The sequence below is a fragment of the Pseudomonas sp. P110(2024) genome, assembly GCF_057480795.1.
Genome location: NZ_JBLIYT010000006.1, coordinates 23,917 through 37,699, shown reverse-complemented (window position 1 = coordinate 37,699; position 13,783 = coordinate 23,917). Strand labels below are relative to the sequence as shown.

Genomic DNA, 13,783 nt, shown 5'->3' with positions numbered 1-13,783 from the left:
CTTAGTGTTGGCGGCGCCAGGCGCGGGCCGTGGTGTACAGCAGCACGACCCCGAGCACGGGCATCACATAGAACAGCATCAGTCGTTCAAGGCGTCCGGCCAGCGGCATGCCAGTGGTGAAGGCCACCACATGCAGGCCGTAGACCAGGTACAGGCACAGGAACACCAGGCCTTCGGCGCGGGTGACCCGGTAGCCGGAATAGAACACCGGCAGGGACAGGGCGGCGACGCCGAGCATTACCGGCAGGTCGAAGTCCAGAGCGTTGGGTGAGATCGACAAGGGCTCGGGGGTGATCACCGCCGTGAGCCCCAGCACCGCCAGCAGGTTGAACAGGTTGCTGCCGATCACCGTGCCCACGGCGATCTCCCGTTCGCCACGCAGGGCCGCGATCAGCGCGGCGGCCAGCTCCGGCAGCGAGGTGCATACGGCCACCACGGTCAGGCCGATGATGCGTTCGGACAGGCCCAGGTCGGTGGCCACCTCCACCACCGCCTCGAGCAACAGGTGGCCAGCCAGGCTCAGAAGGACCAGGCCCACGACGATCTGCAACACCGCAGCGCTCCAGAAGCGCAGCGGGCTGGCATGCAGGGTGCTCGGCGCGGGGTAGGTGCGGGCGTAGTGGCGCGACTGATGCCAGAGCATGGCCAGGTAAGCCAGCAGGCCGAGCAGCAGCAGGCCACCTTCCAGGCGCCCCAGCTGGCCGTTGAGCGCGAGCAGGTACACCAGGGCGCTGGCCAGGATCATCAGCGGGATGTCCAGGCGCACCAGTTGGCGCGACACGCGCAGCGGAATGATCAACGCCGCCAGGCCGAGAATCACCAGCACGTTGAAGATGTTGCTGCCCACGACACTGCCCACCGCCACGTCCGGTGCGCCCTGGTAGGCGGCCTGCAGGCTCACGGTCAGCTGTGGCGCGGTGCTGCCGAAGGCCACCAGGCTCAGGCCGATGATCAGCGGGCGCACATGCAGGCGACCGGCCAGGCGCAGGGCGGCGCGCACCAGCAGTTCGGCGCCGATGATCAGCAGCACGAGGCCCAGGCCCAGTTGCAGCAGGCTGAAGGCGGGAAGGGTGGCCAGGTCGAAAATGGCGAGGGCTCCAGTCAGGTCAATCGTTCAGACCTTGTACCCGGACTCGCGCGGTTCCGCTACGGAGCATGCCGATTTTTTCTGCGGCGGCGCGTGACAGGTCGATCAGCCGGCCTCGGGTATGCGGGCCGCGGTCGTTGATGCGCACCACGACGCTGCGCTGGTTGGCAAGGTTGGTGACCAGCACCTGGCTGCCGAAGGGCAGGCTACGGTGGGCGGCGGTGAGGCCATGCTGGTTGAAGGGTTCGCCGCTGGCGGTGCGTTTGCCGTGGTGGCGGGCGCCGTAGTAGGAGGCGGTGCCGGTCTGGTCGTAACCGCGAGGGTCGATGTCATGGCTGGCGCAGCCGGCCAGGAGCGAGAAGAGGGTGAGGGAGGTGATGGCGCGTCTTAGCAAGTCGGATGCTCCGCTGTTGCCGCTGATCATCGCGGGGCAAGCCCGCTCCCACTGGCGTGGGAGCGGGCTTGCCCCGCGATCGGGATCACCCTTCGAGCTTGGCCTTGAGCAATTGGTTCACTTGCCCCGGGTTGGCCTTGCCTTTCGAGGCTTTCATCGCCTGGCCGACGAAGAAACCGAACATCTTGCCGCGCTTGGCCTCGTCGGCGGCGCGGTACTGTTCGACCTGTTCGGCATTGGCGGCGAGCATCTCGTCGAGCATCTTGTCGATCGCGCCGGTGTCGGTGACCTGCTTGAGACCTTTGCTTGCGATGATGCCGTCGGCATCGCCTTCACCGGCGGCCATGGCCTCGAACACGGTCTTGGCGATTTTGCCGCTGATGGTGTTGTCGCGAATGCGCAGCAGCATACCGCCGAGGTGCTCGGCGCTGACCGGCGACTGGTCGATCTCGACGCCCAGCTTGTTCAGCAGGCTGCCCAGTTCGACCATGACCCAGTTGGCGGCCAGCTTGGCGTCGCCGCCAATCTTCACCACTTGCTCGAAGTAGTCGGCCTGCTCGCGGCTGGAGGCCAGCACGTTGGCGTCGTAGGCCGACAGACCGTACTGGCTCTGGAAGCGCTCGACCTTCTGCGGCGGCAGCTCCGGCAGGGCGGCGCGCACGCTGTCGAGGAAGCTCGGCTCGATGACCACCGGCAGCAGGTCCGGGTCGGGGAAGTAACGGTAGTCGTTGGCTTCCTCCTTGCTGCGCATGGAACGGGTCTCGTCCTTGTTCGGGTCGTACAGGCGGGTTTCCTGCACCACCTTGCCGCCGTCCTCGATCAGGTCAATCTGGCGCTGGATCTCGCTGTTGATCGCCCGCTCGATGAAGCGGAACGAGTTGACGTTCTTGATCTCGCAGCGGGTGCCGAACTCGGTCTGGCCTTTCGGGCGGATCGAGACGTTGCAGTCGCAGCGCAGCGAGCCTTCGGCCATGTTGCCGTCGCAGATGCCCAAGTAGCGCACCAGGGCGTGGATGGCTTTGACGTAGGCCACCGCCTCTTTGGCGCTGCGCATGTCCGGCTCGGAGACGATTTCCAGCAGCGGGGTGCCGGCGCGGTTCAGGTCAATGCCGGTGGCGCCGTTGAAGTCTTCGTGCAGGCTCTTGCCGGCGTCTTCTTCAAGGTGCGCGCGGGTCACGCCGATGCGCTTGATGGTGCCGTCTTCCAGGGCGATGTCCAGGTGGCCCTTGCCGACGATCGGCAGGTCCATCTGGCTGATCTGGTAGCCCTTGGGCAGGTCGGGGTAGAAGTAGTTCTTGCGCGCGAACACGTTGCGCGGGCCGATCTCGGCATTGATCGCCAGGCCGAACATGCACGCCATGCGCACGGCTTCCTGGTTGAGCACCGGCAGCACGCCGGGCATGCCCAGGTCGACCAGGCTGGCCTGGGTGTTCGGCTCGGAGCCGAAGGTGGTGGCGCTGCCGGAGAAGATCTTCGACTGGGTGGCGAGCTGGGTATGAATCTCCAGCCCGATCACAACTTCCCATTGCATGTGTGAACTCCTCAGAAGCCGTTGGGGGCGCGGGTGTGCCAGTCGGTGACTTGCTGGTAACGGTGCGCGATATTGAGCAGGCGGCCTTCCTGGAAGTACGGGGCCAGCAGTTGCACGCCCACCGGCAGGCCGTCGACGAAGCCGGCCGGCATCGACAGGCCCGGCAGGCCCGCCAGGTTGGCGGTGATGGTGTAGAGGTCTTCAAGGTACTCGGCGACCGGGTCGCCGGCCTTGGCGCCGATCTTCCACGCCGGGTTCGGCGTGGTCGGGCCGATGATCACGTCGACTTCTTCGAAGGCGCTCATGAAGTCGTTCTTGATCAGGCGGCGGACCTGCTGCGCCTTGACGTAGTAGGCGTCGTAGTAGCCGGCCGACAGGGCGTAGGTACCGACCATGATGCGGCGCTGCACTTCGGCGCCGAAGCCTTCGCCACGGGATCGCTTGTACAGGTCGGTGAGGTCCTTGGGGGCCTCGCAGCGGTAGCCGAAGCGCACGCCGTCGAAACGCGACAGGTTGGAGGAGGCTTCCGCCGGGGCGATCACGTAGTACGCCGGGATGGCGTGCTGCATGTTCGGCAGGCTGATTTCCTTGACCACCGCGCCGAGCTTCTCCAGCTCCTTGACGCTGGCCTGGACCAGGTCGGCGATGCGCGGGTCGAGGCCGGCGCCGAAGTATTCCTTCGGCAGGCCGATGCGCAGGCCTTGCAGCGAGGCGTTCAGGTTGGCGCTGAAGTCCGGCACCGGCTCGTCGACCGAGGTCGAGTCCTTGGCGTCGAAGCCGGCCATGCCTTGCAGCAGAAGGGCGCAGTCCTCGGCGGTGCGGGCCAGCGGGCCGCCCTGGTCGAGGCTCGAGGCGTAGGCGATCATGCCCCAGCGCGACACGCGGCCGTAGGTCGGCTTCAGGCCGGTGAGGTTGGTCAGCGCCGCCGGCTGGCGGATCGAGCCGCCGGTGTCGGTGCCAGTGGTGGCCGGCAGCAGGCGCGCGGCCACGGCGGCGGCCGAGCCGCCGGACGAGCCGCCCGGCACGTGCTCGAGGTTCCACGGGTTCTTAACCGCGCCGTAGTGGCTGGACTCGTTGGCCGAGCCCATGGCGAATTCGTCCATGTTGGTCTTGCCCAGGGTGACCATGCCAGCCTCGGCCAGCTTGGCGACCACGGTGGCGTCATACGGGGCGGTGAAGTTGTCGAGCATCTTCGAGCCGCAACTGGTACGCACGCCGTTGGTGCAGAACAGGTCTTTGTGGGCGATCGGCGCGCCGAGCAGCGCACCGGTTTCACCGGCGGCGCGACGGGCGTCGGCGGCGCGCGCCTGCTCCAGGGCCTGGGTCTCGGTGACGGTGATGAAGCTGTTGAGCTGCGGGTCGAGCTGCTTGATACGCGACAGCAGGGCGCCGGTCAGTTCTTGCGAGGAGAACGACTTGTCGGCGAGGCCACGGGCGATCTCGGCCAGAGTGAGTTGATGCATGGCAGGCGCTATCCCTTAATCGATGACTTTCGGAACCAGGTACAGACCGTTCTCGGTCGACGGAGCAACGGCCTGGTAGCGGTCGCGCTGGTTGCTTTCGGTGACCTGGTCGGGACGCAGGCGCTGGGTGGTCTCCAGCGGGTGGGCGAGGGGTTCCACGCCGGTGGTGTCGACGGCTTGCATCTGGTCGACCAGCCCGAGAATACTGTTCAAGGCATCGGTGGTGCGTGGCAATTCGCCTTCATTCAGGCCCAGGCGGGCCAGATGGGCGATCTTTTCCACGTCGGAGCGTTGAAGCGCCATGGGGATCTCCAGGAAAACGACAGACGGAATGAGTCCGCAAATGAGGAACATGCTGGGATTCTGGCGGTCAAAGGGCCGCGATCATCGGCAGGCATGCTCGGAAAAACAGCCAATTTAACATATTGGCTCCTTGCCCAAAATCCCTGCCATTGTTAGAGTTTGCCGCACTTTTTTACCCACGCTTTCCCCAGGGTCACTTTCCCATGTTCAAGAAACTGCGTGGCATGTTTTCCAGCGATCTGTCCATCGACCTGGGTACTGCCAACACCCTTATTTACGTGCGTGAGCGCGGTATCGTCCTGAATGAGCCCTCGGTGGTTGCCATCCGTACCCACGGCAACCAGAAAAGCGTCGTCGCAGTCGGGACCGAAGCCAAGCGCATGCTGGGCCGTACGCCTGGCAACATCGCGGCCATCCGCCCGATGAAAGATGGCGTGATCGCCGACTTCAGCGTTTGTGAAAAAATGTTGCAGTACTTCATCAACAAAGTGCACGAAAACAGCTTCCTGCAGCCTAGCCCTCGCGTGCTGATCTGCGTGCCGTGCAAGTCGACCCAGGTCGAGCGTCGTGCTATCCGTGAATCGGCTCTCGGTGCCGGTGCCCGCGAAGTGTTCCTGATCGAAGAGCCGATGGCCGCTGCCATTGGTGCCGGCCTGCCGGTCGAAGAGGCTCGCGGCTCGATGGTCGTCGATATCGGTGGCGGTACCACCGAGATCGCCCTGATCTCGCTCAACGGCGTGGTCTACGCCGAATCCGTGCGCGTCGGCGGCGACCGCTTCGACGAAGCCATCGTCACCTACGTGCGCCGCAACTACGGCAGCCTGATCGGCGAATCCACCGCCGAGCGCATCAAGCAGGAAATCGGTACTGCCTACCCAGGCGGCGAAGTGCGCGAAGTCGACGTCCGTGGCCGCAACCTGGCCGAAGGCGTACCGCGTGCCTTCACCCTGAACTCCAACGAAGTGCTCGAAGCGCTGCAGGAGTCCCTGGCGACCATCGTCCAGGCGGTCAAGAGCGCCCTGGAGCAATCGCCGCCCGAGCTGGCCTCGGACATCGCCGAGCGTGGCCTGGTGCTGACCGGTGGTGGCGCGCTGCTGCGCGACCTCGACAAGCTGCTGGCTCAGGAAACCGGCCTGCCGGTGATCGTCGCCGAAGACCCGCTGACCTGTGTCGCCCGCGGCGGTGGTCGTGCCCTGGAGATGATGGACAAGCACGCCATGGACCTGCTCTCCAGCGAGTGATCGCTGCGCAGTAGCATCCTCAGGTTTACAGGTGGCACGCACAGTGCTACCTGTATGCGCTGTGCTGGCGCCCGCCCGGGCGCCGTTTCCGTCAACCCGCAGCAGGCCGGTGCATTGCTCCATGTCCCATGACCTTCTGAGTCGTCCACGAGGAACGGCCCATTAAACCGCTTTTCTCCAAGGGCCCCTCGCTGGGCGTTCGCCTGCTCGTGCTGGTGGTGATGTCGGTCGCGCTGATGGTGGTCGATTCGCGTTTCGACCTGCTCAAGCCGGTGCGCAGCCAGATGGGCCTGGTGCTGATGGAATCCTACTGGATCACCGATCTGCCGCAGCGCATGTGGCAAGGCGTGGCCGGCCAGTTCGGCAGCCGCACCGAGCTGATCGCCGAGAACGAGAAACTCAAGACCGAGGCCCTGCTGTTGCAGGGGCGCCTGCAGAAGCTGGCGGCCCTGACCGAGCAGAACGTGCGCCTGCGCGAGTTGCTCAACTCCTCGGCGCTGGTCAACGAGAAGGTCGAGGTCGCCGAGCTGATCGGTGTAGACCCCAATCCCTTCACCCACCGCATCCTGATCAACAAGGGCGAGCGCGACGGCGTGTTCCTCGGCCAGCCGGTGCTCGATGCCCGCGGCCTGATGGGCCAGGTGGTAGAGCTGATGCCGTACACCTCGCGGGTGCTGCTGCTCACCGACACTACCCACAGCATTCCGGTACAGGTCAACCGCAACGGTCTGCGCGCTATCGCCAGCGGCACCGGCAACCCGGAGCGCCTCGAGCTGCGCCATGTGGCCGACACCGCCGACATCAAGGAAGGCGACCTGCTGGTCAGCTCCGGCATGGGCCAGCGTTTCCCGGCCGGTTACCCGGTGGCTACGGTCAACGAAGTGATCCACGACTCCGGCCAGCCGTTCGCCATCGTCCGTGCCATTCCGACCGCCGCGCTCAACCGCAGCCGCTACATGCTGTTGGTGTTCAGCGACCGACGCACCCCGGAAGAGCGCGCTACCGAGGCGGCGATTGCCCAGGAAGAGGCCGACCGCCAAGGCGCCGGCCACACTCCGCCAGCGGCCACGCCCGCGACACCCGCGCCGGCCCATGCCGCGCAGCCCGCGCCAGGTACGGCGCCTGCGGCTGCGCCAACGACGGCCAGCCCGGCGTCGGCCCAACCGGCCGCCGCGCCGGCTCAACCCCGGAGACAATAATGGCCAGCACCCGTAGCAGAAACGGCTGGGCCATCTGGCTGACCTTCGCCATCGGCCTGTTGCTCAGCGTCTCGCCCATGCCGCAGTTCATGGAAGTATTCCGGCCCATGTGGCTGGCCCTGCTGCTGGCCTTCTGGACCCTCGCCGTGCCCGGCAAGGTCGGCATGACCACGGCATTCCTGCTCGGCCTGGCCGAGGACGTGCTGTACGGCACCCTGCTTGGCCAGAATGCCCTGATTCTCACCCTGATCACCTTCCTGGTGCTGTCGTTGCAGCAGCGCCTGCGCATGTTCCCCATGTGGCAGCAGAGCCTGGTGATCCTGGTGATCTTCGGCATCGCCCAGCTGATCCAGCTGTGGCTGAGCGCGCTCACCGGCAATCGCCTGCCGACCCTGGCCCTGGTCTGGTCGGCGGTGATCAGTGCCCTGCTCTGGCCCTGGGTGAGTTTCGCCCTGCGCGGCCTGCGCGTTCGCCTGCACATTCATTGACGGCCCGCCGCCACTGACAGGGAGATGTCCATATGACTCAGCTGTACCTGGCCTCCGGTTCGCCGCGCCGGCGTGAACTGCTGACCCAGATCGGCGTGCCGTTCACCGTCGTCAGCGCGCCCATCGATGAAACCCCGCTGCCGGGCGAAGCCCCGGCGGCCTATGTCGAGCGCCTGGCCCAGGCCAAGGCCGTGGCGGGCTTCGCCCACACCGACGGCGCCGGGGTGGTATTGGGCGCCGACACTACCGTGGTGCTCGATGGCCAGATCCTCGGCAAGCCGGAGAACCGCGAGCAGGCGCTGGCCATGCTTGGCGACCTGTCCAAGCGCGAGCACCAGGTGCTCACCGCCGTGGCGCTGACCGACGGCCAGCGCAGCATCAGCCGCTGCGTCAGCACCACCGTGCGTTTTCGCACCATCTCCTTCGAGGAAGCACTGCGCTACTGGGACAGCGGCGAACCGGTCGACAAGGCCGGCGGCTATGCCATCCAGGGCCTGGGCGCGGTGTTCGTCAGCGCTATCGAAGGCAGCTACTCGGCCGTGGTCGGCCTGCCCCTGAGCGAGACTGCCGAGCTGCTCGAACAGTTCGCCATCCCCTGTTGGCAGCAGCAAGAGGACACGACACCGCGTTAGGGCCTTTACATTTCGTACCGAGCCTAGCCAGCCATCCCGCAGCGATCCATCATTACCCAAGACCTTTGACGAGAGCCTGCCATGAGTGAAGAGATCCTGATCAACATCACCCCGATGGAGTCACGCGTGGCGGTGGTGGAGAACGGCGTCCTGCAGGAGGTGCACGTTGAGCGCACCCAACGCCGTGGCATCGTCGGCAACATCTACAAGGGCAAGGTGGTGCGGGTCCTGCCGGGCATGCAGGCGGCATTCGTCGACATCGGCCTGGAGCGGGCGGCGTTCATCCATGCCTCGGAGATCTCCCAGCGCGAAGGCTCGGCGGTGGAGAACATCACCGCGCTGGTGCACGAAGGCCAGGCGCTGGTGGTGCAAGTCACCAAGGACCCCATCGGCAGCAAGGGCGCGCGCCTGACCACCCAGCTGTCGATTCCGTCGCGCTACCTGGTGTACATGCCACGCAGCAGCCATGTCGGCATTTCCCTGAAGATCGAGGAAGAAGCCGAGCGCGAGCGCCTCAAGCAGGTGGTCACCGACTGCATGGCCCAGGAAGACATGAAGGACGCCGGTGGTTTCATCCTGCGCACCGCCGCCGAGGGCGCCCGCGCCGAGGACATCCTCCAGGACATCCGCTACCTGCGCCGCCTGTGGGAGCAGATCGGTTCGCAGATCAAGACCTGCGGGGCGCCCGTGGTCATCTACGAGGACCTTGGCCTGGCCCTGCGCACCCTGCGTGACCTGGTCAACCCCAAGATCGAGAAGATCCGCATCGACTCGCGGGAAACCTTCCAGAAGACCACGCAGTTCGTCGCCGAGCTGATGCCGGAGATCGCTGATCGCCTGGAGCATTACCCCGGCGAGCGGCCGATCTTCGACCTGTATGGCGTGGAAGACGAGATCCAGCGCGCCCTCGAGCGCAAGGTGCCGCTCAAGTCGGGCGGCTACCTGGTGGTCGACCCGGCCGAGGCGATGACCACCATCGACGTCAATACCGGGGCGTTCGTCGGCCATCGCAACCTCGAAGAGACCATCTTCAAGACCAACCTCGAGGCTGCTACCGCCATTGCCCGACAACTGCGCCTGCGCAATATCGGCGGGATCATCATCATCGACTTCATCGACATGGAGGACGAGGAGCACCAGCGTCAGGTCCTGCGCACCCTGGAAAAGCAGCTCGAACGCGACCATGCCAAGACCAACATCATCGGCATCACCGAGTTGGGCCTGGTGCAGATGACCCGCAAGCGCACCCGCGAAAGCCTCGAGCAGGTGCTGTGCGAGCCCTGCGCGGCGTGCCAGGGGCGCGGCAAGCTGAAAACCCCCGAGACGATCTGTTACGAAATTTTCCGCGAGATCCTGCGCGAGGCCCGCGCCTATCAGGCCGAGGGCTATCGGGTACTGGCCAACCAGAAAGTGGTGGACCGCCTGCTCGATGAAGAGTCGGGCAACGTCGCCGAGCTGGAAGCGTTCATCGGGCGAACCATCCGCTTCCAGGTGGAGTCCATGTATTCCCAGGAACAATATGATGTGGTGCTGCTCTGACCTTCGCTAAAGGCGGTCGCCCCATGGACGGGCTGGCAAATCGCTATTCACCGGCCATAGTTAAGGGACGACTTGGAGGGCCATGGCCATGGAACGTCTGACCCGCGTTCTGGGCGCCTTGACCCGCTGGGGGCTGGGGATCTGCGCCCTGCTGGCGGTGCTGGTGGCGCTGTATGTCAGCCTCGGTCGGCAACTGGTACCCCTGGTCGCCGAATACCGTGCCGACGCCGAACTCAAGGCCGAACAGGCCTTGGGCATGCCCGTGCACGTCGGTGCCCTGGAAGGGCGCTGGAGTGGCCTGGCGCCGGTGTTGCGCGTGCGCGACCTGCAGCTGGGCGAAGGCAAGGCGGCCTTGCGCCTGGACGACGTCAAGCTGGTGCCCGACCTGTGGGCCAGCCTCAAGGCCCGCGAAGTGCGCCTGGCGCGCATCCAGCTCAGTGGGCTGCAACTGATCCTGCGCGAACGCGAGCAGGGCGCCTGGACCCTCGAAGGCCTGCCGCAGCAGGATGATGCGCCGCTCGACCCGGCCGATGTGCTCAAGCGCCTGCGCCAACTGGGGCGGATCGATGTATTCGACAGCCAGGTCACCCTGCATCCCTGGCAGCGCGATCCTCTGACCCTCACCTATGTCAGCCTGGGATTGCAGGCCGGAGCGTCGCGCCAGAGCGTCGACCTGCGCGCCACGCTGCCCGATGGCCAGCCCCTGGCCCTTAGCCTGAACAGTCGTGCCACCGCCAAGACCTGGCGCGACGGCCGCGTGCAGGCCTACCTGAGCCTGCCACAAAGCGATTGGGCGCGCTGGCTGCCGCCGCAGCTGCTGGGCCAGTGGCAGGCCGACACCCTGCGTGCCGGTGGCGAGTTCTGGATCGACTGGAGCAAGGGGCAGTTGCAGCAGGCGATGGTTCGCCTCAACGCCCCACAGCTCAAGGGCGCCTACACCGGGCGCAAGGCCATTACCCTGGACAACCTGGCTCTGTCGGCCTGGTTCCAGCGCCAGGACCAGGGCTTTGACGTCGTCGTCGACTCCCTGGCCATGAGCCTGGGCAAGACCCGCTGGGAGTCGCACCTGCAGCTGGCGCAGCGTCCTGGCCAGAGCCCGGCCGAGGAAAGCTGGCAGGTGCAGGCCGATCGCCTCGACCTGACCCCGCTGACCTCGGTGATCGACGCCCTGGCGCCGTTGCCGGACAAGCTGATGACGGTGGTCGACGCGCTCAAGGTGACCGGCGCCCTGCGCAACGTGCGCTTGGACATCCGCCCCAAGGCCGAGGGCGACCAGCGGTTGCAGTTCGCCGCCAACCTGGAGAAAGTCGGCTTCGACGCCTATCACGGCGCGCCGGCCGCCGGCAACGTCAGCGGCGCCATCAGCGGTGATCTCGGGCACGGCGAACTGCGCCTGGATACCCAGGCCTTCATGCTGCATCTGTATCCGATCTTCGGCAAACCCTGGCATTACCCGAAAGCCAACGCGCGGCTGACCTGGACCCTGGACAAGGAAGCCTTCACCCTGGTCGCCCCCTACATCAAGGTGCTGGGTGACGAGGGCAAGATCGCCGCGGACTTCCTGATTCGCATCCATCTGCAACCGGGCCATGAAGACTACATGGACCTGCGCGTCGGCCTCACCGAGGGCGACGGTCGCTACACCGCCAAGTACCTGCCCGAGGTGCTCAGCCCGGCCCTGGACGAATGGCTGCGCAGCGCCATCGTCAAGGGCAATGTCGACGAGGGCTACTTCCAGTACCAGGGCTCGCTGCACCACAATGCGCCGCCCCATGCCCGCGATATCAGCCTGTTCTTCAAGGTCCACGACGCCGCGCTGGATTTCCAGCCGGGTTGGCCGCAGGTGCAGCAGGTCGACGGCAATGTCTACATCGAAGACACCGGCGTGCGCATCCACGCCCGCAAAGGGCTGCTGCTGGACACCCGGGTCAGCGATGTCAGTGTCGACATTCCCCATGTCGAGGGCGACCAGCACAGCCACCTGTTCCTCGACGGAGACTTCGACGGCAGCCTTGGCGATGGCCTGAAGATCCTCAAGGAGGCGCCCATCGGCACGGGAGAGATCTTTGCAGGTTGGGAGGGTGAAGGCCCGCTCAAAGGCAAGGTCAAGCTCGATATCCCCCTGGCCCATGGGCAACGGCCCAAGGTGCTGGTGGACTTCTCGACCAGCGACGCAACCCTGAAAGTGGCGCCGCCAAGCCTGGAACTGACTCAGCTCAAAGGCGATTTCACGTTCGATTTCGACAAGGGCCTTAGCGGCAACGGCATTAGCCTGCATGCCTTCGGCAAGCCGGTGACCGCGCAGATCACCGCCGAAGGACAGGGCGGGCAGATCCAGACCCGCATCAACGCCAACGGCCAGGTCGGCCTCAAGGTCCTGACTGACTGGTTGCAGTACCAGCAGCCGCTGCCGGCCTCGGGCGAGTTGCCCTATCAGTTGCAGGTGACATTCGGCGGCCGAGACAACCGCTTGAGTGTCAGCTCCTCGCTCAAGGGCCTGGCCATCGACTTGCCGGCCCCCTTTGGCAAGGCCGCCGGGGAAACCCGTGACAGCCGCTTCGGCCTGACCCTGCAAGGCCCCGAGCGGCGCATCGACGCCAGCTACGCCGACCTTGCCCGCTTCGCCTACGCCGCGCCCGCCGACAAGCTGGCCCAGGGGCGTGGCGAACTGTTGCTGGGTACGGGCGACGCCAGCCTCCCAAGTGGCCAGGGCCTGCGTGTGCGTGGCCGGCTCGAGACCCTGGACCTGGCGCCCTGGCAGCAACAGATGGAGCGCCTGGCCGGCAAGGACCCGGGCGGCAGCGCCCGGCAGAACCTGCAGAGCGTGGACCTGAGCATCGGCCAGCTCAAGGCCTTCGGCATGGACCTCAACCAGGCGGTGATCCGCCTGATGCGCGGCGGTCCGGCCTGGGACCTGCGCCTGGACAGCAAGGAAGTCATCGGCAACGCGCGCATTCCCGATGCCAAGGTCACGCCCATGACCATCCGCCTGCAGAGCCTGCGTCTGCCGCCCGCCGACCCGAACGAAGCCCAGGACGAACATGCGCCGGATCCGTTGGCCGGGGTCGACCCGCGCAAGGTGCCGCCGCTGGACCTGACCATCGACAAGCTGTACCGCGGTGACGACCTGTTCGGCAGCGCCAACCTGAAGCTGCGCCAGACGCCCAAAGGCATGGCCATGAACGATATCGACCTGGACCTCAAGGGCCTGCACATCGATGGCAGCGGTGGCTGGGAAGGGGAGCCGGGCAGCAGTTCGAGCTGGTACAAGGGCCGGCTGGATGGCAAGAACCTGGGGGATGTGCTCAAGGCCTGGGGCTTCGCGCCTACCGTCACCAGCCGCGACTTCCGCATGGACGTGGACGGCCGCTGGCCGGGCTCGCCGGCCTGGGTCAGCCTCAACCGTTACTCCGGCAGCCTCGACGCGGCGTTGCGCAGTGGCCAGTTCGTCGAGGTCGAGGGCAGCGCCCAGGCCTTGCGGGTGTTCGGGCTGCTCAACTTCAACTCCATCGGCCGGCGCCTGCGCCTGGACTTCTCCGACCTGTTCAGCAAGGGCCTGGCCTATGACCGGGTCAAGGGGTTGCTGGTGGCCAGCGAAGGGGTCTACGTGACCCGTGAGCCGATCACCGTCACCGGGCCGTCGAGCAACTTCGAGCTCGACGGCACCATGGATTTTGTCCGTGATCGGATCGATGCCAAGCTGTTGGTGACGCTGCCGGTGACCAACAACTTGCCGCTGGCCGCGCTGATCGTCGGCGCGCCGGCGATCGGTGGCGCGTTGTTCCTGGTCGACCGCCTGATCGGTGACCGGGTGGCGCGTTTCGCCAGTGTGCACTATCGCGTCGAAGGTCCGGTCAAAGAGCCTAAAATCACCTTTGTGAAACCTTTCGACAAATAACCTGGGGT

General features: G+C 65.9%; 11 protein-coding genes. 6 read left to right on the top strand and 5 right to left on the bottom strand.

Annotated elements, in window-relative coordinates; translation table 11 throughout:
• Position 1: 1 nt before the first annotated feature.
• The 5 genes from AC25ND_RS10790 to gatC form a co-directional block, all read right to left on the bottom strand.
• Complete coding sequence (locus tag AC25ND_RS10790) at positions 2-1,045, bottom strand: calcium/sodium antiporter (RefSeq protein ID WP_062364517.1); 1,044 nt, start codon at positions 1,043-1,045, stop codon at positions 2-4.
• Positions 1,046-1,106: 61 nt separating this feature from the next.
• A complete protein-coding gene (locus AC25ND_RS10785; RefSeq protein ID WP_486976299.1) occupies positions 1,107-1,511 on the bottom strand; it encodes a septal ring lytic transglycosylase RlpA family protein in 405 nt (134 codons plus the stop codon).
• 55 nt (positions 1,512-1,566) lie between these two features.
• Complete coding sequence (gene gatB, locus AC25ND_RS10780; protein ID WP_028689637.1) at positions 1,567-3,012, bottom strand: Asp-tRNA(Asn)/Glu-tRNA(Gln) amidotransferase subunit GatB; 1,446 nt, start codon at positions 3,010-3,012, stop codon at positions 1,567-1,569.
• 11 nt (positions 3,013-3,023) lie between these two features.
• Positions 3,024-4,475, bottom strand: a complete 1,452-nt coding sequence (gene gatA / locus AC25ND_RS10775) for an Asp-tRNA(Asn)/Glu-tRNA(Gln) amidotransferase subunit GatA (protein ID WP_028689638.1) — start codon at positions 4,473-4,475, stop codon at positions 3,024-3,026.
• Positions 4,476-4,490: 15 nt separating this feature from the next.
• The gene (gene gatC / locus AC25ND_RS10770; protein WP_028689639.1) at positions 4,491-4,778 is read right to left on the bottom strand and encodes an Asp-tRNA(Asn)/Glu-tRNA(Gln) amidotransferase subunit GatC; all 288 of its coding nucleotides are present in this window, start codon (positions 4,776-4,778) and stop codon (positions 4,491-4,493) included.
• A gap of 203 nt (positions 4,779-4,981) precedes the next feature.
• On the opposite strand from gatC, the gene mreB reads away from it, so the two are divergent.
• The 6 genes from mreB (at position 4,982) to AC25ND_RS10740 (ending at position 13,775) form a co-directional block, all read left to right on the top strand.
• Entirely contained in the window at positions 4,982-6,019 is a 1,038-nt protein-coding gene (mreB, locus tag AC25ND_RS10765; protein WP_003255163.1) for a rod shape-determining protein MreB, read from the top strand.
• A gap of 221 nt (positions 6,020-6,240) precedes the next feature.
• Complete coding sequence (gene mreC, locus AC25ND_RS10760) at positions 6,241-7,218, top strand: rod shape-determining protein MreC (RefSeq protein WP_028689640.1); 978 nt, start codon at positions 6,241-6,243, stop codon at positions 7,216-7,218.
• Entirely contained in the window at positions 7,218-7,706 is a 489-nt protein-coding gene (mreD, locus tag AC25ND_RS10755) for a rod shape-determining protein MreD (protein ID WP_028689641.1), read from the top strand. Before mreC ends, mreD begins: the two co-directional genes overlap by 1 nt.
• Before the next feature lie 32 nt (positions 7,707-7,738).
• The gene (locus AC25ND_RS10750) at positions 7,739-8,338 is read left to right on the top strand and encodes a Maf family protein (protein ID WP_028689642.1); all 600 of its coding nucleotides are present in this window, start codon (positions 7,739-7,741) and stop codon (positions 8,336-8,338) included.
• An 81-nt stretch (positions 8,339-8,419) separates the two neighbouring features.
• The gene (gene rng / locus AC25ND_RS10745) at positions 8,420-9,877 is read left to right on the top strand and encodes a ribonuclease G (protein WP_028689643.1); all 1,458 of its coding nucleotides are present in this window, start codon (positions 8,420-8,422) and stop codon (positions 9,875-9,877) included.
• An 82-nt stretch (positions 9,878-9,959) separates the two neighbouring features.
• On the top strand, positions 9,960-13,775 hold the full coding sequence (locus AC25ND_RS10740) for a YhdP family protein (protein WP_486976298.1): 3,816 nt from the start codon (positions 9,960-9,962) through the stop codon (positions 13,773-13,775).
• The last annotated feature ends 8 nt before the right edge of the window (positions 13,776-13,783 follow it).

What these genes read in the sequence shown, in the direction of transcription:
- gatC (WP_028689639.1), bottom strand. Translation starts at nt 4,778, where the DNA reads ATGGCGCTTCAACGCTCCGACGTGGAAAAGATCGCCCATCTGGCCCGC.
- gatB (WP_028689637.1), bottom strand. Translation starts at nt 3,012, where the DNA reads ATGCAATGGGAAGTTGTGATCGGGCTGGAGATTCATACCCAGCTCGCC.
- mreD (WP_028689641.1), top strand. Translation starts at nt 7,218, where the DNA reads ATGGCCAGCACCCGTAGCAGAAACGGCTGGGCCATCTGGCTGACCTTC.
- AC25ND_RS10740 (WP_486976298.1), top strand. Translation starts at nt 9,960, where the DNA reads ATGGCCATGGAACGTCTGACCCGCGTTCTGGGCGCCTTGACCCGCTGG.
- mreC (WP_028689640.1), top strand. Translation starts at nt 6,241, where the DNA reads ATGTCGGTCGCGCTGATGGTGGTCGATTCGCGTTTCGACCTGCTCAAG.
- gatA (WP_028689638.1), bottom strand. Translation starts at nt 4,475, where the DNA reads ATGCATCAACTCACTCTGGCCGAGATCGCCCGTGGCCTCGCCGACAAG.
- rng (WP_028689643.1), top strand. Translation starts at nt 8,420, where the DNA reads ATGAGTGAAGAGATCCTGATCAACATCACCCCGATGGAGTCACGCGTG.
- AC25ND_RS10785 (WP_486976299.1), bottom strand. Translation starts at nt 1,511, where the DNA reads ATGATCAGCGGCAACAGCGGAGCATCCGACTTGCTAAGACGCGCCATC.
- AC25ND_RS10750 (WP_028689642.1), top strand. Translation starts at nt 7,739, where the DNA reads ATGACTCAGCTGTACCTGGCCTCCGGTTCGCCGCGCCGGCGTGAACTG.
- mreB (WP_003255163.1), top strand. Translation starts at nt 4,982, where the DNA reads ATGTTCAAGAAACTGCGTGGCATGTTTTCCAGCGATCTGTCCATCGAC.